Source organism: Prolixibacter bellariivorans ATCC BAA-1284 (genome assembly GCF_000621705.1).
In the GTDB taxonomy this organism is placed as follows: Bacteria; Bacteroidota; Bacteroidia; order Bacteroidales; family Prolixibacteraceae; genus Prolixibacter; species Prolixibacter bellariivorans.
The window spans coordinates 168,370-194,743 of record NZ_JHXO01000011.1 but is presented as its reverse complement, the minus strand read 5'-3'; the positions used below and the strand labels follow the sequence as shown (position 1 = coordinate 194,743).

Below are 26,374 nucleotides of genomic sequence, written 5' to 3'. Positions count from 1 at the left end.
ACTTTATCTGATTTATGATTGGATTCAACGTTTTTCGATACGGATGCCACTAAGAAGAGTTTTTCCATGCTCAGGCAAAAATTGAACTGAAAGAACTTCGCCTTTATCCACATTCACCACAAAAGTCTTCTTTACTGCCCGCAAAGCACCATAATCTCGTGCCAGGTTGAAATGCCCGACTTCTTGTTCTCCGTTCATCGAAATCCCAAAACTTCGGACATCAGATTCCTGCTTCGCCCTATCGTTCATCAGGTTATAAATCAATTGTGGCTGCCCCGCCTTCGAATTGGGTTCGGCAAACAGCAAGGTCACCTTGTAACAACCTTCCGGCACATCGAACCGATAGCTTTTCAACCCTTCACGCATGGTTTGATAAAGCGGATCATCATCTGTACCTTTAATGTTCGCCTGTGTACTTAATGCTTTCCAGGTAACTGAATGATAGATATCGCCGCCGACATACCCAAAACTTCCCGGCTGATATGGCTGGTCAGGAATCCAGTTTTCACCGGTCAACTCATCATGGAAATTGCAATTGCTGCCTACATTGACGCGGATGGTATGAAATTCACCGGCTGTGAGCTTTCGCGGAATCATTTTTACATTAACCACCAGCGAATCTTCCGCCATATCAGTCACCGCCAAAAGTTTATTGGGCCCTGAAACGAAAGGAACCTGCATCTTCACAATGCCGTCGACCGGTTTCTGTGAATTAATCCACTCGCCGTTTCGGTAAAGCGTCACCTGTCCTGAATTGGTGAACACCCAAACCTCATGCTTCGACTTTCCGTTTTCATCCGCGACATAGGTCCGGTTGGTATAATTTGTTCCGGTAATGGCTACCCGCGGCAATTTATCGTTCATCACCTGGTAATAGTGATAAACATCCTTGGGCGTGCGGTTATACGTCATCAAACCTTTCTGGTTGATGTGCGGAATCGCATCAGCGCGGCCTTCCGAACCAAAATCGGCAAAAATCCACGCAGCCATCCCCATTACATAGGGACGCTCGTCCACCTGGGAACGATAGCTGGCATGAGAAAGGAATTGATATTCTTCGGAGTAATCCCACACTTCCGGATGATCGGTATGCAGCCGGACATCGCTTCCGGGACCGTACTCCGAAAGCATGATACAGCGGTTCGGATGTTCCGCGTGCTGTCTGTCGAGGAAACTGCCCAAATCACTGTACTTACCACCGTACCAGCCCATGTACAGGTTCCATCCAATTACCTGCGGAATATCGGCAATTCCTGTTTTATTATAGATGGGATTCTGATGCAAGGCCATCACGGTTAACCGGCCGGGCGCTTCGCTTCGGGTTAACGAATCCAGTTCTCGCGCCAGCTTCAGCGTATTTTTGATTTTCCGGTTACGGACACTGTCCGACAGTTGCTTTGTATAGGCCAACCGGATAAACACTTCATTCATGTAACCATACATCACCACCGAAGGATGATTGTAGGTTTGATGAATCTGTTCCCGCTGCATATTCAAACAATTCTCCGTGAATTCCTTCGATTCGGTAATTTCATTCACCACCGGGATTTCACTCCACACAAGCAACCCCAGCCGATCGCATTCGCGATACACCTCTGGCGCCTGCGGATAGTGCGCTAACCGGACGAAGTTAGCTCCCATTTTTTTAATGAGCTCAAAATCCTTTTTATGCAAATCATCAGGCAAGGCATTTCCCAATCCCGGATAATCCTGATGACGGTTCAGTCCGTGCAGTTTCAATGGCTTTCCGTTCAGGAAAAATCCCAAATTCGGATCAGCTTTAAACCACCGGAAGCCCAACGGACTCTCCACCCGGTCGAGAATGCTATTGCTATGGTAAAGCTGCACCGTGGTTTTTACGGTATATAAGTTAGGAGCATCGGGCGACCAAAGCTGCGGTTTATCTAATGGTTTCGAAACCATCTCAAAATCGCGATCACTATTTCTTCTTACGGTAAACACCTTGTTCAGCACCGCCACGAGCTTCCCTTCCGGGGAAAAAATCTCAGAACGAACAAGCAGACGATTCGTTTTTCCGGACTCGTTTCGAACGGTTCCCCGAACCTTCACCTGAGCAGATTCGGCAGAAACCTGAGGCGTATTCACGTAAACTGCGGGAGTCGCATATTTCGCGAAAGCAAAATGAATGGGATTCTCCACTTTGAGCCACACGTCACGGTAAATGCCTCCGTAAAAAGTGAAATCAGCTTCCAGCGGAGGAATTTGCGGATCGGGTGCATTGCTCACTTCCACGCGCAAATCATTGTCCGAACCGTAATGCACGTATGGAGAGATATCAAAACTGAAAGCCGTGTAACCGCCTTTGTGCTCGCCAACTTTCTGCCCATTGATAAAAACAGTTGCTATTTTGTTGACTCCTTCAAAATCGAGAAAAAGTTTCTGTCCTTTCCAGCCAGCATCCACATATAAATTTCGCCGGTACCACCCCGTTCCGCGATAATATCCCCGCTGATCGTCAAATGCATCTTTCGCGTTCCAGGTATGAGGAACATTGACCGGTTCCCATTTTGTACTGTCGGGATGATCGGTTTGTTGGAAAAACCAGCCACTATTCAAGCTGGTTTTGATGATGGGAGCAGCCCAAACCGAAGAGTTCAGAAACAAGAGAAAAGCTAGATATAGCAGTCGTCGGCTCATGATTCACGAAGGTTTTATTGAAGGTTTGAATTTAGCAAGAACAGGATTTTCCGGCAAAATAATTTACAACATAATGATTGGGTAAATCCTGCACAGCAAGAAATACCCAATCTGTCAGATAAACTTTCGTAGAATGAAAGTTCCGTACAATTGCACGATTTCTATTTATCGTTGGTAAAAGCCACCTCGGTGAAAACCGGAAAGTGGTCAGACGGGAAACGGTGATCCCGACTATCGCGCAACACGGCGTATTTCTTCACAGCAATGGGTGCTTCCTTTTTAATAAAGATGTAATCGATGCCGTTGGTAGGTCTTATATCCCATTGAAAACCGTTGAAAGTAGCATCCGGACCAAACGGCTTGGTTTCGCTAAGTGTTTTGGATTGGTTGAAACTCTTGTCGATTTCCTGAATAACATCACTCTCCGGCGTCGAATTCAGGTCGCCCATGAAAATAACCGGCAGGTTGGCGGTGTTGATTTCGTTCATTTTTTTCAGCACCAAAGCGATACCATTTTTGCGAGCCAGCTCCCCTTTGTTGTCCAGATGGGTATTGAAAACCCAGAACGATTCATGCGTCAACTTGTCGTAGAAAAGGCCATACGTGCAAATCCGAAGATAAGCCGCATCCCAGCCCTTCGAAACTTTATCAGGGGTTTCCGACAACCAGAAAGTATGATGCACCAACACCTTGAAGCGGTTAGCATTGTAAAAAACGGCGACATGCTCTCCTTTACTGCCGCCTTCGCGCCCCTGACCAATCGACTTATAACCTTCTAGCTTCTTATTCAGGTAGTCTATTTGATTCGGTAATCCTTCCTGTGTTCCAAATATATCGGGTGCATAAAAATTCAGCTGGTCGACCATAAAATCCTTCCGGTGTTCCCAGGAATTCAATCCATCGGACGGCAGTGCCAACCGGAGATTGTAGGTCATCAACTTAAGGTTTTGAGCCTGCGCCACCTCAATAAAGACAATCGCCAGAATCAGAAAAAACAGCTTCTTCATGCTTGTATTTTATTATTTATTAGTCAATCCAAAACAATCCTTTGGGAGACATCACTTCTGATATACTTTTACCCAGTCAACCACCATATCGGTTGGGAAGCAGCTATTATCGACTTTCGAACCTCCCATATTACCACCAATCGCGATATTAAAAATCAGGTAGAAAGGTTTATCGAATGGCCAGTTCTTTATGTTTTTCTCCTTCGGTTGATAATGGTATATTTTCTTTCCATCCACGTAGAAGGTAATGAAGTCTTTCGTCCATTCCATACTGTATATATGAAATTGAGTGTAAGGATCTTTTATTTCCACGATTCCCGTATAAGGTGTTGCTCCGTAACCCGACGGATTATGTATGGAGGAATGGATGAAGCCAGGCTTTTTGCCTACATGCTCCATAATATCCAACTCTCCGCAAGCCGGCCAACCTACTTCCTGAATGTCCGCTCCCAGCATCCACAATGCGGGCCATGTGCCCACACCTGCCGGTAACTTCGCTCTCATTTTAACAATTCCATAGGTGAAAGTATGCTTGCCTCTCGTGTTGATTCTTCCGGAAGTATATTCATCATTTTCGTGTCTCGCTTCAATAATCAGCTTGCCATCTTTTACTTCCACGTTTTTGCCGTCGGTGTAACGCTGCAACTCGTTGTTCACCGTTCCCGGTTTCATTACCCGATTGTTCCAGGATGTGGTATCAAGCGAATTTCCGTCGAAATTGTCTTGCCAAACCAATTTGTAACCCTGAGTAAACTGAGAAAATGCACTGAAAGAAACAAGACATAAAATGACTGAAAGGAATATTATTTTTTGTTTCATGACGTTTGGTGTTTCGTTTTACTCGTTTTACCGGAATGTCATCCGGGTAATTATTATATACCGTAAAAAATGGGGGAGGCTTAGCTCTCCCCCATTTCATCCACATTTTTACTAATCAAATTCACCCTTTACTTCAAATACCACGGAACCTGGTTGATTCCGTCGTATCCATTATACTGATCGTCAATGGCTTTTTGATAATTGACCGGATTTTTAGTTTGTTCATCCGTTGGGTACATCCAGCGCTTAGGATATACGGTCGGATCTTCCGGGTTCAGGCTTGTCGAAGGATTCAGCGGATAAACCGGGTAGCCTGTACGCAGAAATTGCGGGTAGTTTCCTCCGTTACCCTGGAAGAAATCAATCAACCAACGTTGTGTCCAGATCTGATGCAAGCGATCCTCTTTGGTTCCACTGGTAGCATAAGCTGCAGCGCCGGTAAAGTAGTTATCAATGTAGTTTTGATCGATAGCCATTCCGTGCACATAATCAGCCGTGTGAGGAAGGTTCATGTAATATTCCAACTGGGCTTTCACCCCGTTTTGATAATATTGCTGAGCATCACCCGAAACCCAACCTTCTTCGATGGCTTCCGCAATAATGAAGCACTGCTCTGAATAAGTAAAATAGAGCATCGGATCGTTATCCATGAAAGCAACATAACGTTTATTCAGTAAAGAATAGTCGCCATCGGCATTATTCAGTGCCAGCTGTTCTGCACGCATATCAGAAGGAGCTCCCACATAGGCATCCCAATCCGACTCGGTCAGTCCACCATCAATTTGTGCCTGTGCCGGTTCCGCGAAATAGAACAAGCGGCGATCATTGAGATTCTTCAGCGAATTGACAACCAACTGCGTAACTCCTGTGTACTGTCTACGCTCTTCGCCGTTATACATCGGATATGTTGCATTTGGGTTGTCAGTGTAAACCAGTTTAAAGTTATCGTCGTTACTGGTCATCAAATTCCCGGCATTGACAATGGCAGCAAAACGTGCTTTTTGTTCTGATGTTGCATGTTTACTCATCGTTTGAATGACCTTCAACTGCATGGCATTACACAGCTTCCTCCATTTCGTCACATCCCCGCCGTACATGATGTCGCCATCGAAATTGGTGCCCTCAGCAAAGTACGATTCAGCTTTTTGCAGATCACTCAAAACTTCGGCAAATACATCTGCCTGTTTATCGTATTTAGGTTGAGTAATACCGTCGGTCGCCATTCCGGCTTCGGAGTAAGGTACATCTCCCATAGACAAAGTTGCTGAGAATCCATATGCGGCTTTCAGGAAAAGTTCTAGTCCTTTGTAAGATGATTCAAATTTTGAACCTTCTGCGTATTGGACCATAAATTTAAGATCCGTCAATCTGGAGTAAGAACCAAAACTACCATAAGGCGAATATGAATAATAGTATTGCCCCGGATTCGGATTTGTTTCCAGCATGGCAATGTGCTTGTTAAACAAGTTACCGGAAGTAAAATCAGCAGGGTTCGGGTTCCAAAACCGGTATGTATCTTTCAATACCTGTGTTGCAAGCATCGAGGACGTAACCTCATTTGTTTTATTTGGATCTGTATTGATCTCCTCAAAGTTACTGCAGGAAACTGCCGTAAAGAGAGAAAATATCAAAACAAAGATATATGTTAGATTTCTCATAGTTCTATTGGATTAAAATGTCAGTTTAATATTACCTCCAAGATATCTTACCGAAGGATCAGAAAAATCTTCGCTACCACCGTCTGGATCAGAATATTTAAAATCCTTGGCCCAAAACAGTACATTCTGTCCCACAAAGGCAATGGATGCCCCTTTAATAATTCCTCTTCCCCAATTATTCAGGAATCTATCCGGAACAGTATAAGTCAGCGACACCTCACGAAGTTTCAGGAAGGTTCTGGCATATATATCATTAGGATTGGCACTGCCCCCCCATGCACTTGAGTTATGAAAATCCTGCACCGCTTGCTTGTAAGTCTCAGTCGAATCGTTTACAGCATATTGCCGGTTATCGGTAAGAATATTACCATTGGGATCATAGGTCACCGACCCGGATATAACCTGAACACCATCTCCTATGTAGTGTCCCTTACTCGGATCCTCAACATCTTGTTTACGGGCTTCGGTTACCGAGTTGGGATGCACCCCGGCTTGCCACATATAACTTTCGGTCCGGGTAGGCATCAAACCACCGACAACTCCATCGAACGACATGTACAAACTGAAATTCTTATATCGCAAGGTCGTGTTGAAACCCCAAATCCAGTCCGGGTCGCTATAACCATATAAGGTAGTGTAGCTGCTTCTCATAACCCGCCCGCTGGTATTGTAAATCAGCTGTCCGGCATATTCTCCGTCAGGAACGCGCAGGTAATCTTTGGTTGTAAAAGCGTCTGTGCGTTCTCCAACCTTCACCCAGGGTTTTCCATAATTGGAAGTATAGGTTGAATCGAGTTTCGTATAAACTTGTTTATGGGTCGACCAGTTGGCACCAACATCCCACTGCCAGTCTTTTGTTTTCAGCGGTGTAGCCGTAACAGCGACTTCCCATCCACGGTTGGATCGTTGTTCATCTGTATTCAGATAAATACCGGTATATCCGGTGGCTGATGACAACGGACCCAGTTTTAGAATATCAAAAATATGCTTCGCATAGTAAGTAACATCCACAGTAAAGCGCTTCTTGAACGTCATTGCCTGAAAACCAACTTCCGTTGTGGTGTAAGAGTTCGGGCTGTATGTGTTCAGATATAACGAACTCGGTGCTGTAGCTCCGTTCAGTGCATTCCAGGTACCCGGATTTACGGAGAAAACACTGTTAATGGTGTACGGATTAGGCGGCGTTTTTGCTTGTGTCCAGGAACCCCTGAATTTCATCAAATCCAACCAACCTTTGGTAGATGGCAGAAGCTCTGATACCACAAAGCTACCGGAAATGGACGGATAGAAATAAGAGCGGTCCGCTTTGGGTACATTCGGATTGGCCAACATGGACACCCAGTCGTTACGGCCGGTTACATCCACGAAAAGCATTTTCTTCCACGAAAGTGCGACCCGGCCAAAGAGTGAATTGACCTGCCTCTGAGTAGTACTTTCGCCAACAGCTGCCGGATTTACAGAAGCGTTCAGCGAGAAGTATTCCGGGATAGAAATACCACCGACGGTTTCAGCGTTGATGTTATCGCTGCGGTCGTAGAACATGGTTCCCCCGGCGAGATATTCTACATCAAAATCATCAAGGAAAGTCCGGCTACCGGTCAACAGGAAATCACTGTTGATACTATATCCCTGCGTTCTACCAGTCAGGTAGGCTCCAGTCCGACTACCATTCCAGGTATAAGGATTTCCGGGAATACCCGTGTTACCTGAAGAAGTGTATGATCCCTGCGATATCCTCAACTGTCCGCGATTGATAAAGAAATCGAGACCTCCACGAAGTGTGGCAGTCAACCATGGGGCAATATCATAACTTGTCGTCAGATCGGCGTTAAAAATATCACGCGATTGCTCATTGGTACGTTGATATCGGTCAAAATACGGGTCGTTCTGATTTTTACCACTGTACGTATTGGTATCAAAATGGTATCCAAACTGGTTGTTCTGCAGCTGGCCCGGTATCAGCCAGTAGTTGTTTTTATAGTCGAGAATGTTAAAATCGGCTGATGACCAGATAAGCAGTGTATACATCGGGTCGTATGAAGTATAACCATTGGAACCCATGTTAGGCGTTTCCCTTTTTGTATACGACATATTCGATGAAAATTTAAACTTATCGAGAGTAATATCGCCACCCAGTGTATAGGTGTACTTATTCAACATCGAATTAGGATACTGTCCCTTGTTCTTAGTCCAGTTCAACGAACTCCTCAACGCAATTTTATCCGTTTTAAAAGCGACACTTACATTGTTATTGGTAACATAACCCGGCTCCAGGAAGTTTTTAAAATTGTTTTTCCCAACAGGCAGGTATGGGTAATCCCGGAATTCCTTTGCAATCGGATCCCATTGTGTTCTAACGGTTCCATCCATAAAGGTTCCCCAGGACTGATCAGAGTTGATATTATAAACATAAGCTGTACCACGACCATACACACTTTGCTTTTCCGGAATCGCCAGGAAGCCGGCGCTAAACATGGTATTTGAGGAGACATCAACAGATACCCCCAATTTATTGTTACTACCATTTTTTGTCGTAATCAGAATCGCGCCGTTTTCTCCACGGAAACCGTAAAGAGCGGAAGCAGTTGCGCCTTTCAGAACGCTCATCGACTGAATATCATCTGCAGCGATATCATTCAGGGATTTATTGGCATAAGCAACCCCGTCAATCACAATCAACGGACTCTCACCACGAACTGAGATGGTAGGTGCTACGTTAAAATCAGTTGAGTTTTGGACCAAAACTCCGGCGACTTTACCGGTCAACGATGTTCCCACATCAACACCGGATACTTTTTGTAAGCTCTGGCCTTGGACAGTTTGAACGGAATATCCCAGCGCTTTCTCTTCACGCTTGATACCAAGTGCTGTTACAACGACTTCACCCACACCAATCGATTCTTCGACCATCGTAACATTGATGTTATTCCTGCCCTGAACGCTAATTTCCTGCGGCTTCATACCAACGAAGGAAAAAACAAGCGTTGCATTGGCCGGAACATCGTCTATTTCGTAGTTACCATTCGCATCGGTAATGGTACCTTTCGATGTGCCCTTAATCACAATGGTCACACCGGGCAGTGGCCCGCCGGTTTTATCAACCACATGACCTTTTATGCTCATATCTTGCTGAACACCGGAGGTTGTTGCCGGACTTAATACTATATGCCGGTCTTTAATGGTGTAATTAATATTTTCCCCGTTGAACAGCTGGTTCAAAACCCGATCGATACGCTCATTATTGGCTGAGATATTTACTCTTCTGTTGACATTAATCAAATCACTGTTGTACAGGAAATAAAACTCACTCTGCGATTCAATTTCTGACAATACCTGCTTAACAGTAGCATTGTTCATATCAAGAGAGAGACGGGCTGACTGTGCATAACCTTCAAGAGCAAAGGTCTGCAACGTTGTAAGCAATAGTATTACTGCTGTAAGCCTCATGATAACAAGAAGTTTTTTGCAGCTGTGATACCACAACGGCAAGTTGTTAGCTTTTTTTTTCATAGATTTGAATCCTTTAGATTATTACTTTTCAATAATTTAACCCTTAACCGGGTATGAAAGGGAGTGTTGGCGCACTTCCTTTCTTTTTTACAAGTTGTTTCTCATTGGCAAAATCTATTTTGTTTTCTTTTTGATATAGACGATTGATTTTGAATATGTCTTTTTACCACCCTCATCATAATGAGCAGGTTGATAGTTAATTTCAATAGGCGAAGACAGTTTCAGCAACTCCAGCACCTGGGAAAGCGATTCATCCTCGAACGTGGTCGAAAAATGGTAATTAAGAATTTCCGGATCTTCAATAACAACTTTTATCCCATACCATAACTCCAATTGCCGGGCTACCTCTTTCATCGGCGTTTCATCAAATACCAGGCGACCGTTATGCCAGGCAATGTATTTTTCAATATTTCCTTCTGAAAGCTGAATATCGCCCTGTTCACGACCGACTACAGCACGTTCACCCGGATGCAGAATTACGGACTTCGTCGAAGTATGATCCTGATTTTCTGTCGTCAGACTAATTTTCCCCCGGGCCAGTACGACACCTACCTTTTCCCTGTCCGGATAGGCGTTTACATCAAACCGGGTTCCCAGAACTTTTACCTGGACATTGTCTGCCTTTACGATGAAAGGGACCTCGGGATTTTTCTGCACACTGAAAAATGCTTGTCCAGTCAGCGAAACATTCCGTGTTTTTCTGGAAAATGGTATAGGAAAGCGAATGGTACTCTCGGCGTTAAGCCACACCGTACTGCCGTCGGGGAGCACTATTTGAGAACGGGTTCCCGGCGGACTGGTGATCTCTTGCATTGAAATTTGGTCACCAGAAATTCCTCCCTGCGAAAAATAGTATTGCCAAAGGGCAAATACCAGTAATGGGAGAAACAATATTGCGGCAGCTTTGCTCAGGTACCCAACATAAAGCCTCCATTTACTATCTCCCGGCAACCGATTGTTAACCTTGACAAAAGCGCCTGAAACATCGACCTGATCTACCAGGTCGATAACATTGACCGCCTCGGACACCTGCTCCAGTGTATCCATGCGCTCACGCTCTTCGAGCAAGGCAACAACTTCTTTCTTTTTATCTTCTATATGCATACGAATGCGATTCCCTCTTCTTGTATCGTTTATATCAAATACAATCACCTCTGGGGTCACACGTAATAAAAAGACAAAAAAGTTTAAGAGGATTATTGAAACTAAAGTCTAAAACCAAGTAGAATGAGCAAAGGCAGGTAATCCTTGAGCTTTACGCGGAGGGTTTTTAGCGCATGACTGATATGCGTCTCAACGGTCCTTTTCGATAGATTCAACTTTTCAGCAATCTCGTCATTCTTCAATTGCTCCAGGCGACTCAAAACAAAGACTTCGCGGCACCGTTCCGGTAGTTCGTCAATAGCCTGGCGAATAATGTCCTGAAGTTCCGAGGCGATGTAAAGGTTGGGTTGATAAAGCAGGTTCTTCTCCGACATCTCGTACAGCTGCCCGATGTATTTGCTCTCGACCTTTTGGTGTTTCAACGAATTCAGACAACTGTTCCGCACTGATGTAAAAAAATAACCTTTCAACGAATCGACCAATTGCACACGCTGACGCTTTTCCCAAAGCTTCACAAACATATTCTGTACAATATCTTCGGCTTGCCCCCTGTCAACAGCAAACTGAGTAGCATAGATAACCAGACCCGGATAATAAAACTGAAACAACAATTCGAAAGCTGTTCGGTCTCCGCTCCGCAACCGTTCTATAATATCTTTCTCTTGTATGCCCTTAATCAGCTGCATAAAACCAAAAATATTATTTTAGAAATAGACAAATTTCCTCTTTACAGAAATAAAAGTAAAATGCTAATGCTTCCCCAATAAGCACATGAATCTTAGCAAAAATAACTTACTACTCGCTTATTTAACCACATTGGTCGCATTCGATGTTGTAAAACATAACAAAAAAGAAGAAAAAATACACCCAAAAAAAAGCCCACCGGAAAACCAGCGGGCCTGCATATTTTGTGAAAGTGAAGTTTTACCAGATTTTTACTCGTAAACTATCAGGCCGCCACATGGCATCGCCTTTCTTCACATCGAAAGTCTTGTAGAAAGCCGTCATATCCGACAACGGGCCATTCACCCTGAATTTGGCCGGTGAGTGCACATCGCTGCGCACCTGGTTGGCAATTGCTTCCGGACGCATGTTCAACATCCAGGCCATGGCATATCCCAGGAAGAAACGTTGATCTGGCGTTAAGCCGGCAATCTTTTCATTGTCCTTATATTGTTTGGTCTGCTGAAAAGCCTGGTATCCCATCATGATACCGCCCAGGTCGGCAATATTCTCGCCCTGCGTCATCGAGCCATTGATGTGCAAACTGTCAACAGCCACATAGCCATCGAACTGCTTCACAATCATCCGGGTTTTGGCATAAAACTTCACGCTGTCTTCAGGCGTCCACCAGTTGTTCAGGTTTCCCTGCGCATCGTACTTGCTCCCCTGGTCATCGAAGCCGTGCGTCATCTCGTGTCCGAAGGTCGAGCCGCCAATGATGGCATACAGAATCGCATCGTCGGCCATTTTGCGCTCGTAGCCAGGAACCATGATGTTACAACCCGGAACCACAATCTCGTTGTTCGACGGATTGTAATAAGCATTGTAGGTTTGCGGTTCCATACCCCACTCGGTACGGTCGACCGGTTTTCCGTATTTCGAAATCATGTAATGCGTATACCACTTGCTGGCATTCATCACATTCTTCACATACGACGAACGATCGACATGGAGTGAACTCAAATCTTTCCACTTATCCGGATACCCCACTTTCATGATCATCACATCCAGTTTGTGCAGTGCTTTCTTCTTGGTACCTTCGGTCATCCAGTCCAGATTTTTGATCCGCTCGGCATACACCTTCTTGATGGCGTGGCCAATTTCCAGCAGTTTCTCTTTGGTTCCGGCCGGCAGGTAATCTTTCACATATACCTGCCCAACCAGGTCACCCAACGCTCGGTTGGTACGGCCAACTACCCGCTTCCAGCGCGGACGTGGTTCCTGAATTCCCCGCAAGGTTTTCGAGTAGAAATTGAAAGCCGTCATATAGGTATGATCATCGAGAGAAGAAGCCAACCCATTCAGCAAGTGAAACTTCAGGTAATCTTTCCAAACACTCATCGGGAAACTCTTCAGATAGCCGTTCAATGCGGTCAGGAATTCAGGCTGACCAACAATTACAGAATCGACCTTAGCGAGTCCCATATCTTCGGTAAAAACAGGCCAGTCGATATTCGGTGTATCCTGGTTCAGCTGCGCGAATGACATCTTGTTGTAGTTCTTCAACGGGTCGCGTGTATCTTCACGCTTCCGCGAAGATTTTGCCAGCGCCGTTTCCAGCTTCATCGTATTGTCAGCAGCCTTTGTAGCTTCTGCTTTATCGTACCCCATAATGGTGTACATGCTGTCGAGATATGCCACAAATTTTCCGCGGATCATTTTGGCGCGGTCATCGGTAGCAAAATAGTAATCACGGTCAGGCAAGCTCAATCCACCCTGCGAAACAAAGACGGCATTCTTACTGCTGTTTTTATCGTCCTGGCCCACATAGAAGCCAAACATCGGCGAACCGGCCACCGTTTGGATATAGGCCAGTTCTTTAAACAAATCTTTCTCGTTCTTAATGTTGTCGATTCGCTGGAAATCTGCTTTCAGCGGTGTAATTCCATTCTTATTCAGCGATACACTATCCATCCCGGAATAGAAGAAGTCGCCAATTTTTTGCCGGTTACTTCCCTTTTCGGCATTAGCCATGGCTGCAGACGATTCGCAAATATCACGAACCTGGGCGCTAACGGTATCCTGGATAATCTGGAAAATACCGTTGTATTGCTCGCTGGCCGGAATGGGATGTTCCTTGAACCATTTTCCGTTGGCAAACATAAAAAAGTCATCACCCGGCTTTACAGTCGAGTCAATATGAGACACCAGGGCATCGGGAGCCTGTGTCGTATTGGAGTTACTGCAACAAGAGGCCATGAAAGCCACCGATGCAATAAGCAAAGCGGGAATCAAAAATTTCTTCATAAACTGTATGATTAAATTGAAATCAATTTCACGTTGTAAGTGAGCTTTTCATCGTAAAAATTACAGAGGAGTAAGCAGATTACATTACCATGAATTCTTATTTTACTGAATCCGGCAAAGGCTTAGTCAGGCGAACTTCTCGTAATCAAAAGATTAAAACACGACCTTTCACAACTTGTTCAACTCCCCAACCTGAAAACATAATAAAAAAACCGGCCGGCATAACGCCAACCGGTTCGGTGTTTTATAGTCTATAAAATTAAATCCAACCTATTTCACTAACGTAAATGCTGCTTCCTTCACATTGTCCGAAGCGCCGCCGACAAATACCTTGAAGTCGCCGGGCTCGGTACCCCAGGTCATATCCTTACGGTAGAAGGAAAGATCGTTCATCGTCAAATCGAAAGTGACTGTTTTGCTTTCACCCTTTTTCAGGAATATTCTCCGGAAACCTTTCAACTCCTTCACCGGACGAGTAACACTGCCCACCATGTCGCGGATGTACAGCTGAGCCACTTCAGTTCCGTCATAATTTCCGGTGTTGGTAATGGTAGCACTAACGTGAAGCGTGTCTCCCATTTGCAGTCTCACCGTACTCAACTTCGGTGCCGAATAACTGAAGGTTGTGTAGCTCAATCCGTGACCGAAAGCGAACTCCGGCGTATTCGGTGTAAACAGGTAGCGCGAGCGGTATTTCTGTTCTTTTCCGGTTTTGGTATAAGGACGACCGGTATTTTTCGCGCTGTAATAAATCGGAATCTGACCGGTGATCCGCGGGAAGGTCATCGGCAGTTTACCTGACGGATTGTATTTCCCGGAAAGGACATCAGCCAAAGCGGGCGCTCCTTCCGTTCCCGGGAACCAGGCTTCGAGCATGGCATCGGTCATTGGCACCTCTTTGTCAAGCGCCAGCGGACGACCGCTCATCAGCACGACAACCACGGGTTTGCCGGTTTTGTGGATAGCTTCCAACAATTCGGACTGAATATGCGGAAGATTGATGTGCGCACGGCTGGCAGCTTCTCCGCTCCATTCGGCCGATTCTCCCAACACCATCACCACCACGTCGGAACGACGGGCAACTGCCACTGCTGAAGCAAATCCGGAACGGTTATCACCACGCAGGTCACATCCTTTGGCATACCGGATATTCGACTTGCCAAATTGTTCTACCATGGCTTCCTTCACCGTCTTATTGATTTTCCAGTCGCCGGCTGCATGCCAAGAACCTAACAAATCGCGCTGCGAATCAGCCAACGGGCCAATCAACGCAATGCGCTGACCTTTTTTCAACGGAAGTGTTTCCTTATCATTCTTCAGCAATACCATCGACTCGCGGGCCATCTGGCGGGCCAGTGCCATATGATATTTCGAATAGGTCAGCTTCTTTTCACGCTTGTTGCTGAAATATTTGTACGGATCAGCGAACAGTCCCAAACGGAATTTTATCCGAAGCACGCGACGAACCGCATTATCAATTTCCTCCTGTGTGACACGGCCTTCCTTCAGCAATTCTTTCAGGTATTTGGAATAAGTTCCGCCCTGCATATCCATATCCACACCGGCATTCATTGCCAAGGCAGCTGCATCTTTATCATCTTTGGCAATGCCGTGAGGCACCAGCTCGTTAATAGCGGTGTAATCGGTTACCACAAAGCCATTAAAGCCCCACTCCTTGCGCAGGATATCGGTCATCAAGAAATGGCTGGCCGTTGCCGGAACGCCGTTTAAATCATTGAATGAAGTCATTACGGTACCTGCTCCGGCATCAACAGCCGCTTTGTAAGGAGGCAGGTAAACATCCCTGAGTTTTCGTTCTGACATGTCAACGGTGTTGTAATCGCGACCGGCTTCCGGGGCTCCATAGGCAGCAAAGTGTTTCACACAGGCCACAACGGTTGTATCCGAGGCCAAATCAGTTCCCTGAAAACCATGAACCCGGGCCGCAGCGATTTTACTTCCCAGGTACGGATCTTCGCCCGCACCTTCCGAAACACGTCCCCAGCGAGGGTCACGCGCAATGTCACACATCGGGGCATAAGTCCACTGAATGCCAGCTGCAGCCGCTTCAGCAGCCGCGGCAGATGCCGTTTTCTGAATCGATTTTAAATCCCACGAAGCCGCTTCACCCAACGGAATCGGGAAAATGGTTTTCTGACCGTGAATGACATCGTAACCGAACAGCAACGGAATTTTCATCCGGGTCTGTTCCATTGCAATCTTTTGCAATTTCCGGTTGTAATCAGGGCTAAACGCGTTGAAGATATTTCCACACCGTCCGGCTTTTATGTCGTTGATGTAATTCTCGTTCATACTCGGGCCGGTTTTATCCCAGCCGCTGGAGTAGAGTGTTAGCTGTCCGATTTTCTCGTCCAGTGTCATCATCGACAGCACCGAATCAACCTTGTGCGTAATCACCGGATCGTTAAAATATTTCGATGCCTCATGTTTTGTCGCGACCTTTTTTACAAGAGGCTGCTGACAAGCCGACAGGAATACGACCACTCCCACAGTCAGCAACATCATCAGTTTTTGTGTCATCTTCTTCACTTCTAGTCAAATTTGAAATTCACAATATATTGTTGTCTCAGGAAAATCAAGGTTTCTCCAAAATAAATCCAGCCGATTTAGTGACTTCAGAACTACTTCCCACCATCACATCGAAAGTACCAGGCTCGGTTTTCCACTTCATATCTTTATCCAGAATTGCCAAATCCTTTCGCGTTAGCCGAAAAGTAATTTCCGTCACCTCCCCGGGAACCAGCCGGACACGTCTAAACGCCCGCAATTGCTTTACCGGAAGACTTACATCGGCCACCTGCTGATGTGTATATAGTTGTACCACTTCCGTTCCGGTCCGTTCCCCGGTATTAATAACAGAAACCGATACTTTGAGCGTATCGTTCCAATTTAGGTTCTGTGTATTCAGTTTCACCGGCGAAATAGAAAAAGTTGTATAACTCAACCCGTAACCAAACGGATAAAGCGGTGTATTGGGCATATCCACGTACCGGGTCGTGTACTTATCATTTGGGTTAAACGGCCGTCCGGTATTCAGATGGCTGTAAAAGATAGGCACCTGCCCGACACTCCTCGGGAAAGTAACCGGCAATTTACCTGACGGATTGTAGTCGCCAAACAGTACATCCGCAATCGCATTTCCTCCTTCCGTACCCGGAAACCAGGTTTCCAGAATCCCCGGTACATGCTTGTTCAGCCAGTTTACGGCCAAGGGTCTGCCATTGACTAAAACGGCTACCACCGGTTTACCGGTTTTTACAACCGCTTTCACCAGGTCGAGCTGATTTTCGGGAAGCTGCAACGAAGCGCGGCTATCGGCTTCTCCACACATGCCGTTGTTTTCTCCGAGCACCATCACGACAACATCAGCGTTTCGGGCTACTCGAACAGCTGCCGGGAAACCGCTTTCGGAGCTCGTATTGTAATCAGTTCCTTTCGCATAAGTCACTTTCGTCCATGGTGAAACGGCCTTTTTAATTCCCTGCAGCACGGTCACCACATCTTCCGGCCGGGCAAGTGCATGAACCGGTCCCAGCAAATTCAACGGGTTGTCAGCAGCCGGACCAATCACCGCGATGGAGTGAAGTTTTTTGCTCAGCGGTAAAATATTTTTCTCGTTTTTCAGCAATACGAATGTTTCTCGGGCTACTTTTCGGGCTGCTTCCCGGTGCCTTGCCGGCAGTACATGATTGACGACCAACGTGGAGTCGCTGTAGCGGAACGGATTATCAAACAATCCCAGTTCGAACTTCATGGTTAGCACTTTCCGCACAGCATCGTCCACCAACGATTCCGGTATTTTCCCTTCTTTTACCAGCTTTGGCAAATTCTGCAAGTACGAACCGCTGTGTAAATCCATATCTACACCCGCTTTCATCGCCAGTTCATCTGCTTCTGCCGCAGAAGACGCTACACCATGCTCCTGAAGTTCTGTCACCGCATCGTAATCCGAAACCACAATTCCATTAAAGCCTAGTTCTTTACGGAGAATATCCTGCAGCAAAAAGTGATTGGCCGTTACCGGAACACCATTGAAGGCCACAAAGGCCGGCATCACAGCTCCGATTCCAGCCTTTACGGCCGCCTCGAACGGAGGCAGGTAAACTTCACGGAGCTCCCGTTCCGGCATATTCACCGTATTGTAGTCGCGGCCTGCTTGTACGGCACCGTAGCCCACGAAATGCTTCGCAGTAGCCATCATGGTATGAGGTGATGCAAGGCTTTCGCCCTGGTATCCTTTCACAGCAGCCGCAGCCATCAAGGAACCCAAGTAAGGATCTTCGCCGGCACCTTCCACAATTCGTCCCCAGCGGGGATCGCGGGCAATATCGATCATCGGGTTGAACGTCCAGCTTACACCGGATGCTGTTGCCTCAACGGCTGAAATGCTGTCAGTCTTCCTGGTTAAATCCGGGTTCCACGAAGCCGCCAGCGCTAACGGAACCGGGAAACCGGTCTGAAAACCGTGGATGACATCACCCATGAACAACAACGGAATTTTCAATCGCGACTGCTTGGCCAGCTTTTGCATTTGGCGCGTGTAGCGGCCCACATTCCTACCGGGAAGAACTCCATTGGTCCCCCCCAACTTGCCTTCTTTAACCAATTGCTTCAGGTTAGGATAATCGGCTCCCATAATACAAAGCTGACCAGCCTTTTCTTCCGGCGTCATCAATGACAACACGGAATCCACTTTGTGCGCAATCGTCGGATCGGTGAAGTACCTGCTTCCCTGATGCGCAGTCTTCGGTTCCTGCTTCCCGGAAGGCTGGCAACCGGCTATCGCCGTCATGATTACCGCAAAAACAGTAATCAGGCGCATACCGGTCATTCTTTTCTTCCCCTCCTTATTTCGTTTCATTTACCTGAATAGGTTTATTATCAATGGTAAAATCCAACCGTTTCAATCCCCTCAGCACATCTTCATTTTTCATGAATGAATTCCACACCAGGCCTGAACGGTAATTTTCGATCATCACCACAATCGGTCCCTGATCGATGGCCAGGTAGGTTTTGCGTACGTGATTTTCAGGTTTGTTTCCTACCGACAGATTAATACCATCGTAGAAACCGAACGGGCCGAACAGATACTTTCCGTAATTACGGTAGAGATTCTTCAGTACTTTCATCGATTCTTCCGGGGTATATGGCATTGAAGATAGGGCTGCGGTGGGTGTAATCGTTCCCAAATCGCGTTGGAAACCGGGAGCATGCGCCGTATATCCATCGGGAACTTTGTCGCCAGCAGTTAGCCCCCAGAAATCGGCACCATAGCCTTTCCATCCATATGGGTTATCGATGCAATAGGCGCGATTAATCAATGTCTGTCGCCGGTTTTGCTGCCAGTAATTGGCATACCGGTCACGCAAGCCTTTCGGATTCAATCCCATGTACGAATAGTGAGCAAAGAATAGCGGGCCGCCCATCCATTTCCGGTTTCCCAATGGAAGCATCATGCCGTAATAAGTGGAATTATTGGCAAAAGTATCCCAATTGTTCCCGGCCCAGCCTTTATGATAAACTTCCGGCGCAATGGCATGGTCGGGTGAGGAAGCCGCCAGGATATAGGTAATCAGGCATTCGTTGTAACCATGAATGGGATGATTCATTTTCCAGCCATAATCGGGAGACCAGTGCCAGTACAGAACATCCTGTCCACGGGTATAAAAGTTCCAATCCATCGTTCTCCACAGATCGGTAATTTGTTGTTGCAGAAATTTCTCTTTGGGAGTCGAATGATTGAAAAACTGACGGGCTGCCAGCAAGCCTTCCATCATGAAGGAAGATTCGACAATGTCGCCACCGTCATCGTATTTACTAAAGTGATAAGCTTTTTTTGTATCGGCATTGTACCAGTGCGCCCACATTCCGTGAAAACGGTCAGTGGTTTTGAGAAATTTGGTCAGATTCAATAACCGGTCAACTGCCTGTTCGCGGGTAATCCACCCACGTTTCACGCCAACCATCAAGGCCATTACACCAAACCCGGAGCCACCGATGGTAACGATATCGCCATCCGGATGGTTATCGCGTTCACGGGCCATTCCCAAATCGGCCCGGCCAAAGTTCCAGAAATAGCGGAAGGTATATTTTTGCACCATGTTCATGAGTTCCTCATCAGTAAAATCATGAATTGATGCATTCGCCTCAACCGTTTCGGAAGTCAGTTCTTTTCCTTTCCGGTTAACCGGAACCAGTTTATATTTTAGCGAGATGTTGCGCCCCAAATCCGTTACAAAATCGAGGTAGTAGTTATTCTTCGTTTCAGTTCGCAACTGGTAAACGCTGTCGGTTGCAGCATACAAACGATAGGATACAGCATTTTTCAAATCGGGCCAGCGTAACTCGACGTGACTGTCATATCCTTTGGCTATAAAATGGTCAGGTTTGGTGAGATATTGGTTAAGATGATCCTGTGCCGAAACGCTTTTCACCAGCAGGAGAATGAGAATGATACTGAAGAATTTTTTCATTAGATGAACACTTTTTCTGCCCAAAAGGCGATCATTTCCATGATAAAGAAGCCGGACTCCGGCTAACACTTTTGTTGGTTGTTCTAATTGTTTGTTTTCTCAAATCCCAGCTTACTAAACATCGTCTGAATGTCCGGATCCTGCATGAAATTATTCCACAAAATTCCGCTGCGATGGTTTTCAATCATCGCAATAATAGGCCCCTGATCTATCGCCAGATAAGAAGGAGCATACCAGTTTTCGTGAATGTTAAAGGCATCTTTGAAACCATACTTTCCCCAGAGTCCCTTTGAACCGTAATTATCGTAGAGATAATGCATGGCTGCCAATGATTCGGAAGGCGTGTAAACAATTGAAGAGATAGCGGCTGTAGGAGTAATCGTTCCGTTATCGTTGGCTGTGGTTGGCTCGTGTGCCATGTAACCGTTTACCGGATCATCCGAGGCTGTCAGTCCCCAGCAATTCTTGTTGTAGTATGAATAAACCGATGCACGGTCGATGCACCATTGTCGGTTCAGCAGCGTCTGTTCCTTATTCCGATCGAAATAGGAAGCGAACTTGGATGCCCGAATGTATTTATCCGAAAAATGCGGATCCATTCCCAAATAAGAATAGTGTGTAAAAAATAGCGGACCGCCGTAGTATCCGTATTTATCGACAATGAGTGTCGCGTCATAATTATTTCCGGCCCAGCCGGTATCATAAAGTGACGGAGCAATTGGATGCGTGGGTGACGCAACGGCCAGCAAATAGGTAATCATCGTCTCATTGAAGCCCCGTATGGGCATGTTCATCGCCCAGCCGTAGTCTGGCGACCAATGCCAGTACAGATAGTTCTGCCCGTTGGTGTACCACTTCCAGTCAACGTCGTGCCACAGCCCGGTAATAATATCCCGCAACTGCGTCTCATCAGCCGACGAACCATCAAAAAATTGTCTTGCCGTCAGCAGTCCCTGAATCATATACGCTGTTTCCACCAGGTCGCCACCATCGTCTTTTTGCGAGAAAGGTATCGTTTCCCCGGTCGAACCGTTGAGCCAGTGTGACCAGGCCCCATGGTAACGAGTGGTTTTATCGCGCAGGAAAGTGACCATTTTCAATAATCTTGTCACCGCTTCCTGACGGGTAATATAGCCTCGTTTCACGCCAACAATAATGGCCATCACACCAAAACCAGAACCGCCCGTAGTGACGATATCATTGTTCCCGTTGCTCCGTTCCCGGGTAAGGCCGGAAACCGGATGAGCAAAATTCCAGAAATACCGGAAAGTTGCTTGCTGAACAGTATCCATTAACTCCGTGTCGGTGAGACGAACCGGCGGTTCAGATATGGTCCCCCCACCTGAAACAGATTTCTTATTCGAACAGGAAACCATGGCCAAAGCCAACACGATTGATATGAAGAGCGGGTATTTGTACATTCGGATAATGTGAGCCTTACAAACAGGAAGAAACTTCCCGGAAGGTAAATTTACACCATACCGGGAAGTTCATCCTAACATCTATGAATAATTTTAGTATCCTGGATTCTGTGTTAACAAACCGCCACTCAACTCAATCTGACGTTGCGGAATGGGGAACAACTCGTTCTTACCAGCCACAAATCCTTCTTTGGCCAGCACGGTTGCTGCCCGTCCCTGGCGAATGAGGTCGAATGTCCGATCGCCTTCGAATGCCAGTTCCACACGACGTTCGTGATAAATTTTCATCCGCAGGTTATCCTGATTGGTATCGGTATAATCCGGTAAGCCGGCGCGTTCGCGAACCTGGTTCAATGCTGCCAGCGCCGTAGCCGGATCACCAGCTTCATTTGCTGCTTCCGCTTTCATCAGCAACACCTCAGCATAACGGAATATCCGGACATTCTTGCTCGATTCCCACGAGTTTCCGTCATATGTTTCCTGTGTACGACTCAGATAAGCTTTCTGGTTATACATCGGGTTGGGCGTGTTAGAATTAATCACCGTACCATCCCACATAGTTTCTCCTGGAAAGATAATAGTTGCATCTTTTCGGACATCACCCGGTTCGTAAGTGTTGGCTAAATCCTGTGAGGGTACGTTGAAGCCCCATCCGAACTGACCGCGGACTCCCTGACAATCGACGTAGCCCTGAACACCTTTGTTCGGTGTTTCACCACGTGCCTGAATTTCGAAAATAGATTCAGAGTTGTTCTCTCCGATTTCGCGCCAAATGGTTGAGTAATCGCTCACCAGCGAATATTCACCGGAGTTAATCACCTCGTTGGTCAAAGTCAATACTTCTGACCAGTTCTTCTGGTACAAATTGACCTTGGCCAGAAAAGTTTCTGCAGCTCCTTTGGTCGCACGACCTAAATCCGCCGCAGCATATTCGCTTTTCTTCGGAAGATGATCGATGGCAAACTGCAGATCCGATTTTATCAGATCGTAAATCTGTGCTTTCGTAGCCCGGGTATTTCCATTGGCCACATCAGCGGCATTGGTCGGATCGGGAACTTTGTCAATTAGAGGTACTCCACCGAACGTACGCACCAGGTTCCAGTAGAAGTAGGCACGCAGAAATTTTGTTTCTCCTTCCAGCCGATTCTTCAGCGTATCGTTAATTGTTACTTCTCCAAGCACTTTTAGTGCCTGGTTTGCACGAGCAACTCCTTCGAAATTCCCTTGCCATACATCGTTTAATGACAAGGCATCGGCTCCAAAAGTGAAGTTATCCAACAAATTCTTGTCGGTTCCGGTGTCTCCCGGATCACTTCCCTTATCAGCATCGTCGGACGTAATGCTGGAAACACCCAGCCAGGAGAAAGAACTTTCATTCCAGTCAAGCAGTTTATTATAAACAGCATTAACCACTTCCGTAGGATGATCGGAGTAATAATCTTTTGGCGTGATACTTCCCTCTGGCGGAACATCCAGGTAACTGCTCGAACATCCCGAGAAGGTCAGCAGGGCTGCAACCATTGCAGCGCCCATATATAATCGTTTCATCTTTCTGGTTTTCATATCCAATACAAATTAGAAAGTTATGTTGAGACCCAAGAGGTAAGAAGCCGTTTCAGGATAAGAGCTCAAATCAATTCCAGAATTAAGGGTTCCAGAGTTGGTTGTGTTGACCGGGGTATCGGAGTTTCCGGAGTTCAGGGATATCTGCCCGGGTAATTCCGGGTTGTAACCGCTGTAACCGGTCAGTGTAATCGCATTTTGAGCTGTCACATAGAAACGACAACGACTTATTGATATCTTCTCCGTCAATGTTTTTGGGAGAGTATAGCCCAATGTCAGGTTATTGAACCGGAAGAAATCGCCTGACTCAATATAATAATCTGAAGCCACGGGCACGGCATTGGAAGCTCTTGGAATATTGGTGTCCTGATTGTTCGGAGTCCAACGATTAGTCAGCGACGCTTCGATGTTTTCACCACCCCAGCGCTGAGCTTTCTTACCATTGTAAATTTTGCCACCAAAGTTACCATAAGAATCTACCGAGAAGTCCCAGTTCTTATAGTTCATTCCCAGATTCAGCCCAATCATTAATTTCGGGTTGTACGAGCCCGCATAATAACGGTCATTGTCATCAATAACACCATCATGATTCCGATCGACAAGTTTTAAATCGCCCGGTTTAGCATTTGGCATCAAAGGTTGACCATTGCTATTCACATAAGCATCCAACTCGGACTGGTTGTGGAAAATACCATCGGTTTGGTATACCCAGAAAGAACCAATCGGCTGGCCTTCCTCTGTCCGGGTTGTCACCTGCCCATTACTCAAACTTCCACCGGTGATTGGCAGACCTCCGCCCACTCTTTCAATTCGGTTTTTATTGGTTGTCATGTTCAAACCAATATTGTAACTGAAATCAGAGTTGACTTTATTCCGCCAGTTGGCGGAAAATTCAAAGCCTATATTTCGGATATCCGCTTTATTGGTCAGGTACGCTGCATCCGGGTCTCCAAATATCGCAGCAATCGGAGCAAAAATCAACGCGTCCGAAGTCAGTTTGTTGTAGTAGTCAAATTCTCCCGAAAGACGGTTATTGAACAATCCGTATTCCAATCCAAGGTCCTTTTCAGTCGTCACCTCCCACTTCAGATTCGGATCCTTGATATCGGTTATCGTACCGCCATTGGTGTATGCTTGATCGGGACCAAAAACATACGCCAGACCAGAGTTAATGGTGTAGATAAATGCATTCGAAGGAATTGCATCATTACCTATCTTACCCCAGCTGCCACGCAATTTCAGATTGCTCAGCCAAGAATTATCTTTCAGGAAATTTTCCTGGGTCAACACCCAACCTAGTCCGATAGATGGAAATGTCGCCCAACGGTTATTAGATGGAAACATAGAAGAACCATCGTAACGGAGCGTACCGGTAAACAGGTATTTGTTGGCAAAGCTATAGTTGACACGTCCCAGGTAGGAGTTACGGGTACTCTTTGTCCCGCTACTGCCGTTGGTTGCCGAAGCTGCATCTCCCAAATCCAGGTACCAGTAATTTTTCTGAGCCGGTACATTCTGACGGGCAGCATTCATAAATTGCGTCCGATATTTTTCGGCTGTGGTACCGCCCATCAGCTTCAACCGGTGATTTCCCCAGTGGTTATTATAGGTAAAATAGTTGTCCCAAATCCAGTGCGCATTAGTGCTCTGATTCAGCGTTAACTGAGAAATTTCATTCTTCTGGGTCGCAGAAACAGTGTAAACCGGATTGTATATACGGCCATGACCTTCTGAAAAATCGACTCCCATGTTGGATTTAAACTGCAGGTGCTTCAACAAATCAACTTTGGCGTAAACCGATCCCTGGATACGGGTTCCCCAGCTTTGATTGTTGGTATAATCGAGTGTTGCACGTGGGTTACCCACATTGTTAATATCGGTGAAACCATAATTACCGTTTGCATCTTTCACGGGAACGGTAGGTGCCTGACGATAAGCTGCTGTAAAAGCAGAATAAGGTTTGTTGTCCGAATTATAACGAGACAATCCAATGTTGTCACCCACCTCAAGGAACTTGGCTACTTTGTATGTATTGTTTGAACGAAGTGTCAGGCGATCGTAATTATTTCCATCCAGGATTCCCTGATCGCTTTTATACCCCATGCTGAAATAATAAGTTGCCTTATCAGTTCCACCACTCACCGAGAGGTTGTGATTCTGACTAACTCCTGTCCGGGTAATCGCATCGAACCAATCAGTATTATGCGGAGGCAGGTTATTCAAATCAAATGCCGGTGCCTGTCCATCATAACCCAAGGCTTCATTCGTATAGGCAGCATACAGTTTCGAGTCTGCCATTTTCACTTTATGAGCCGCTACATTAGCACTAACATAACCGTCGTACGAAATCTTCATTTTGCCTTTTTCACCAGCACGGGTGGTAATGATTATGACACCATTTGCGCCGCGAACACCATAGATAGCGGCTGCCGAAGCATCTTTCAGCACGTCGACGGAGACAATATCGGAATTGTTGATATTACGAATATCATCAGTAATAACACCATCTACAACATAGAGTGGAGATGCACCACCAAGAATGGTTCCCGTACCGCGAATTCGGACCTGAGGATCAGCTCCCGGAGCCCCGGAGTTAACAATTTGCACACCGGCCACTTTTCCCTGAATAGCCTGTGTAGCTGTCAGGGCCGGTTGCTTGATCAAATCGGCTCCCTGTACTCCGGCAATGGAACCGGTGATGTCCTGCTTGCGCTGAACACCATAACCTACCACACGAACTTCACTCAGATCGTTAGTAGAAGTTGAAAGGGTTACATTAATTTCTTTCAGTCCGTTAACCGGCTGCTCAATGGTCTTCATTCCCAAAAAAGAGAATACCAGCGTGCCATCGGCCGGAACTTTTAACGAATAGTTACCATCAAAATCGGTAATGGTACCAGTTGTGGTACCTTTTACTAAAATACTGGCTCCCGGAATGGGTTTTCCATCATCCGCGCCAGTTACCTTCCCTTTAACAGTGATGTTTTGAGCCATCACTACTGTAAAGCCAAGAAGGACCACCAAAAGGGTTAATAAACTCTTCTTCATTCGATCAGTCTTTTTGTGACAATTTGAATATGTTACAAAAGAACCCCCTGATGGAACAAAAAGGAAAAAAGCTACCTCTACCTACCTACATCATGTTAAAAAACATCCAATTCTTGGCTTTC

Annotated in this window: 14 protein-coding genes; all 14 read right to left on the bottom strand. The window is 46.2% G+C overall.

The features are described 5' to 3' along the window. Nucleotides 1–24 precede the first annotated feature (24 nt). A complete protein-coding gene (locus T426_RS0115680) occupies nucleotides 25–2,658 on the bottom strand; it encodes a glycoside hydrolase family 2 (protein WP_051569005.1) in 2,634 nt (877 codons plus the stop codon). A gap of 161 nt (nucleotides 2,659–2,819) precedes the next feature. Further along, the gene (locus tag T426_RS0115670; RefSeq protein WP_025864375.1) at nucleotides 2,820–3,665 is read right to left on the bottom strand and encodes an endonuclease/exonuclease/phosphatase family protein; all 846 of its coding nucleotides are present in this window, start codon (nucleotides 3,663–3,665) and stop codon (nucleotides 2,820–2,822) included. Between the two features lie 51 nt (nucleotides 3,666–3,716). Continuing rightward, nucleotides 3,717–4,484: a glycoside hydrolase family 16 protein gene (locus T426_RS0115665; RefSeq protein WP_025864374.1), complete on the bottom strand. Its 768-nt coding sequence runs from the start codon at nucleotides 4,482–4,484 to the stop codon at nucleotides 3,717–3,719. A 128-nt stretch (nucleotides 4,485–4,612) separates the two neighbouring features. Beyond that, complete coding sequence (locus T426_RS0115660; RefSeq protein ID WP_025864373.1) at nucleotides 4,613–6,142, bottom strand: SusD/RagB family nutrient-binding outer membrane lipoprotein; 1,530 nt, start codon at nucleotides 6,140–6,142, stop codon at nucleotides 4,613–4,615. A 12-nt stretch (nucleotides 6,143–6,154) separates the two neighbouring features. After that, on the bottom strand, nucleotides 6,155–9,589 hold the full coding sequence (locus tag T426_RS0115655) for a SusC/RagA family TonB-linked outer membrane protein (protein ID WP_025864372.1): 3,435 nt from the start codon (nucleotides 9,587–9,589) through the stop codon (nucleotides 6,155–6,157). Between the two features lie 177 nt (nucleotides 9,590–9,766). Then, nucleotides 9,767–10,756 carry a FecR family protein gene (locus T426_RS0115650; RefSeq protein WP_025864371.1) on the bottom strand — a complete coding sequence of 330 codons (990 nt, stop codon included), beginning with the start codon at nucleotides 10,754–10,756 and terminating at the stop codon, nucleotides 9,767–9,769. Nucleotides 10,757–10,857: 101 nt separating this feature from the next. Next, entirely contained in the window at nucleotides 10,858–11,442 is a 585-nt protein-coding gene (locus tag T426_RS0115645) for an RNA polymerase sigma-70 factor (protein WP_025864370.1), read from the bottom strand. Nucleotides 11,443–11,680: 238 nt separating this feature from the next. Further along, nucleotides 11,681–13,726, bottom strand: coding sequence for a M13 family metallopeptidase (locus tag T426_RS0115640; RefSeq protein WP_025864369.1), 2,046 nt, complete (start codon nucleotides 13,724–13,726; stop codon nucleotides 11,681–11,683). Nucleotides 13,727–13,996: 270 nt separating this feature from the next. Then, on the bottom strand, nucleotides 13,997–16,267 hold the full coding sequence (locus tag T426_RS23950; RefSeq protein ID WP_244957746.1) for a glycoside hydrolase family 3 N-terminal domain-containing protein: 2,271 nt from the start codon (nucleotides 16,265–16,267) through the stop codon (nucleotides 13,997–13,999). 55 nt (nucleotides 16,268–16,322) lie between these two features. Further along, nucleotides 16,323–18,608 carry a beta-glucosidase BglX gene (gene bglX, locus T426_RS0115630; RefSeq protein ID WP_025864368.1) on the bottom strand — a complete coding sequence of 762 codons (2,286 nt, stop codon included), beginning with the start codon at nucleotides 18,606–18,608 and terminating at the stop codon, nucleotides 16,323–16,325. Beyond that, a complete protein-coding gene (locus tag T426_RS0115625; RefSeq protein ID WP_025864367.1) occupies nucleotides 18,595–20,220 on the bottom strand; it encodes a glucoamylase family protein in 1,626 nt (541 codons plus the stop codon). Before T426_RS0115625 ends, bglX begins: the two co-directional genes overlap by 14 nt. A gap of 83 nt (nucleotides 20,221–20,303) precedes the next feature. Further along, the gene (locus tag T426_RS0115620; protein ID WP_036984472.1) at nucleotides 20,304–21,641 is read right to left on the bottom strand and encodes a glucoamylase family protein; all 1,338 of its coding nucleotides are present in this window, start codon (nucleotides 21,639–21,641) and stop codon (nucleotides 20,304–20,306) included. Nucleotides 21,642–21,734: 93 nt separating this feature from the next. Further along, nucleotides 21,735–23,189 carry a RagB/SusD family nutrient uptake outer membrane protein gene (locus tag T426_RS0115615; RefSeq protein ID WP_025864365.1) on the bottom strand — a complete coding sequence of 485 codons (1,455 nt, stop codon included), beginning with the start codon at nucleotides 23,187–23,189 and terminating at the stop codon, nucleotides 21,735–21,737. 27 nt (nucleotides 23,190–23,216) lie between these two features. Further along, nucleotides 23,217–26,252 carry a SusC/RagA family TonB-linked outer membrane protein gene (locus T426_RS0115610; protein WP_025864364.1) on the bottom strand — a complete coding sequence of 1,012 codons (3,036 nt, stop codon included), beginning with the start codon at nucleotides 26,250–26,252 and terminating at the stop codon, nucleotides 23,217–23,219. Nucleotides 26,253–26,374 lie beyond the last annotated feature (122 nt).

Excerpts from the sequence above, each read along its gene's own strand:
- T426_RS0115680 (WP_051569005.1), bottom strand. The coding sequence starts at position 2,658 with ATGAGCCGACGACTGCTATATCTAGCTTTTCTCTTGTTTCTGAACTCT.
- T426_RS0115670 (WP_025864375.1), bottom strand. The coding sequence starts at position 3,665 with ATGAAGAAGCTGTTTTTTCTGATTCTGGCGATTGTCTTTATTGAGGTG.
- T426_RS0115665 (WP_025864374.1), bottom strand. The coding sequence starts at position 4,484 with ATGAAACAAAAAATAATATTCCTTTCAGTCATTTTATGTCTTGTTTCT.
- T426_RS0115660 (WP_025864373.1), bottom strand. The coding sequence starts at position 6,142 with ATGAGAAATCTAACATATATCTTTGTTTTGATATTTTCTCTCTTTACG.
- T426_RS0115655 (WP_025864372.1), bottom strand. The coding sequence starts at position 9,589 with ATGAGGCTTACAGCAGTAATACTATTGCTTACAACGTTGCAGACCTTT.
- T426_RS0115650 (WP_025864371.1), bottom strand. The coding sequence starts at position 10,756 with ATGCATATAGAAGATAAAAAGAAAGAAGTTGTTGCCTTGCTCGAAGAG.
- T426_RS0115645 (WP_025864370.1), bottom strand. The coding sequence starts at position 11,442 with ATGCAGCTGATTAAGGGCATACAAGAGAAAGATATTATAGAACGGTTG.
- T426_RS0115640 (WP_025864369.1), bottom strand. The coding sequence starts at position 13,726 with ATGAAGAAATTTTTGATTCCCGCTTTGCTTATTGCATCGGTGGCTTTC.
- T426_RS23950 (WP_244957746.1), bottom strand. The coding sequence starts at position 16,267 with ATGACACAAAAACTGATGATGTTGCTGACTGTGGGAGTGGTCGTATTC.
- bglX (WP_025864368.1), bottom strand. The coding sequence starts at position 18,608 with ATGAAACGAAATAAGGAGGGGAAGAAAAGAATGACCGGTATGCGCCTG.
- T426_RS0115625 (WP_025864367.1), bottom strand. The coding sequence starts at position 20,220 with ATGAAAAAATTCTTCAGTATCATTCTCATTCTCCTGCTGGTGAAAAGC.
- T426_RS0115620 (WP_036984472.1), bottom strand. The coding sequence starts at position 21,641 with ATGTACAAATACCCGCTCTTCATATCAATCGTGTTGGCTTTGGCCATG.
- T426_RS0115615 (WP_025864365.1), bottom strand. The coding sequence starts at position 23,189 with ATGAAACGATTATATATGGGCGCTGCAATGGTTGCAGCCCTGCTGACC.
- T426_RS0115610 (WP_025864364.1), bottom strand. The coding sequence starts at position 26,252 with ATGAAGAAGAGTTTATTAACCCTTTTGGTGGTCCTTCTTGGCTTTACA.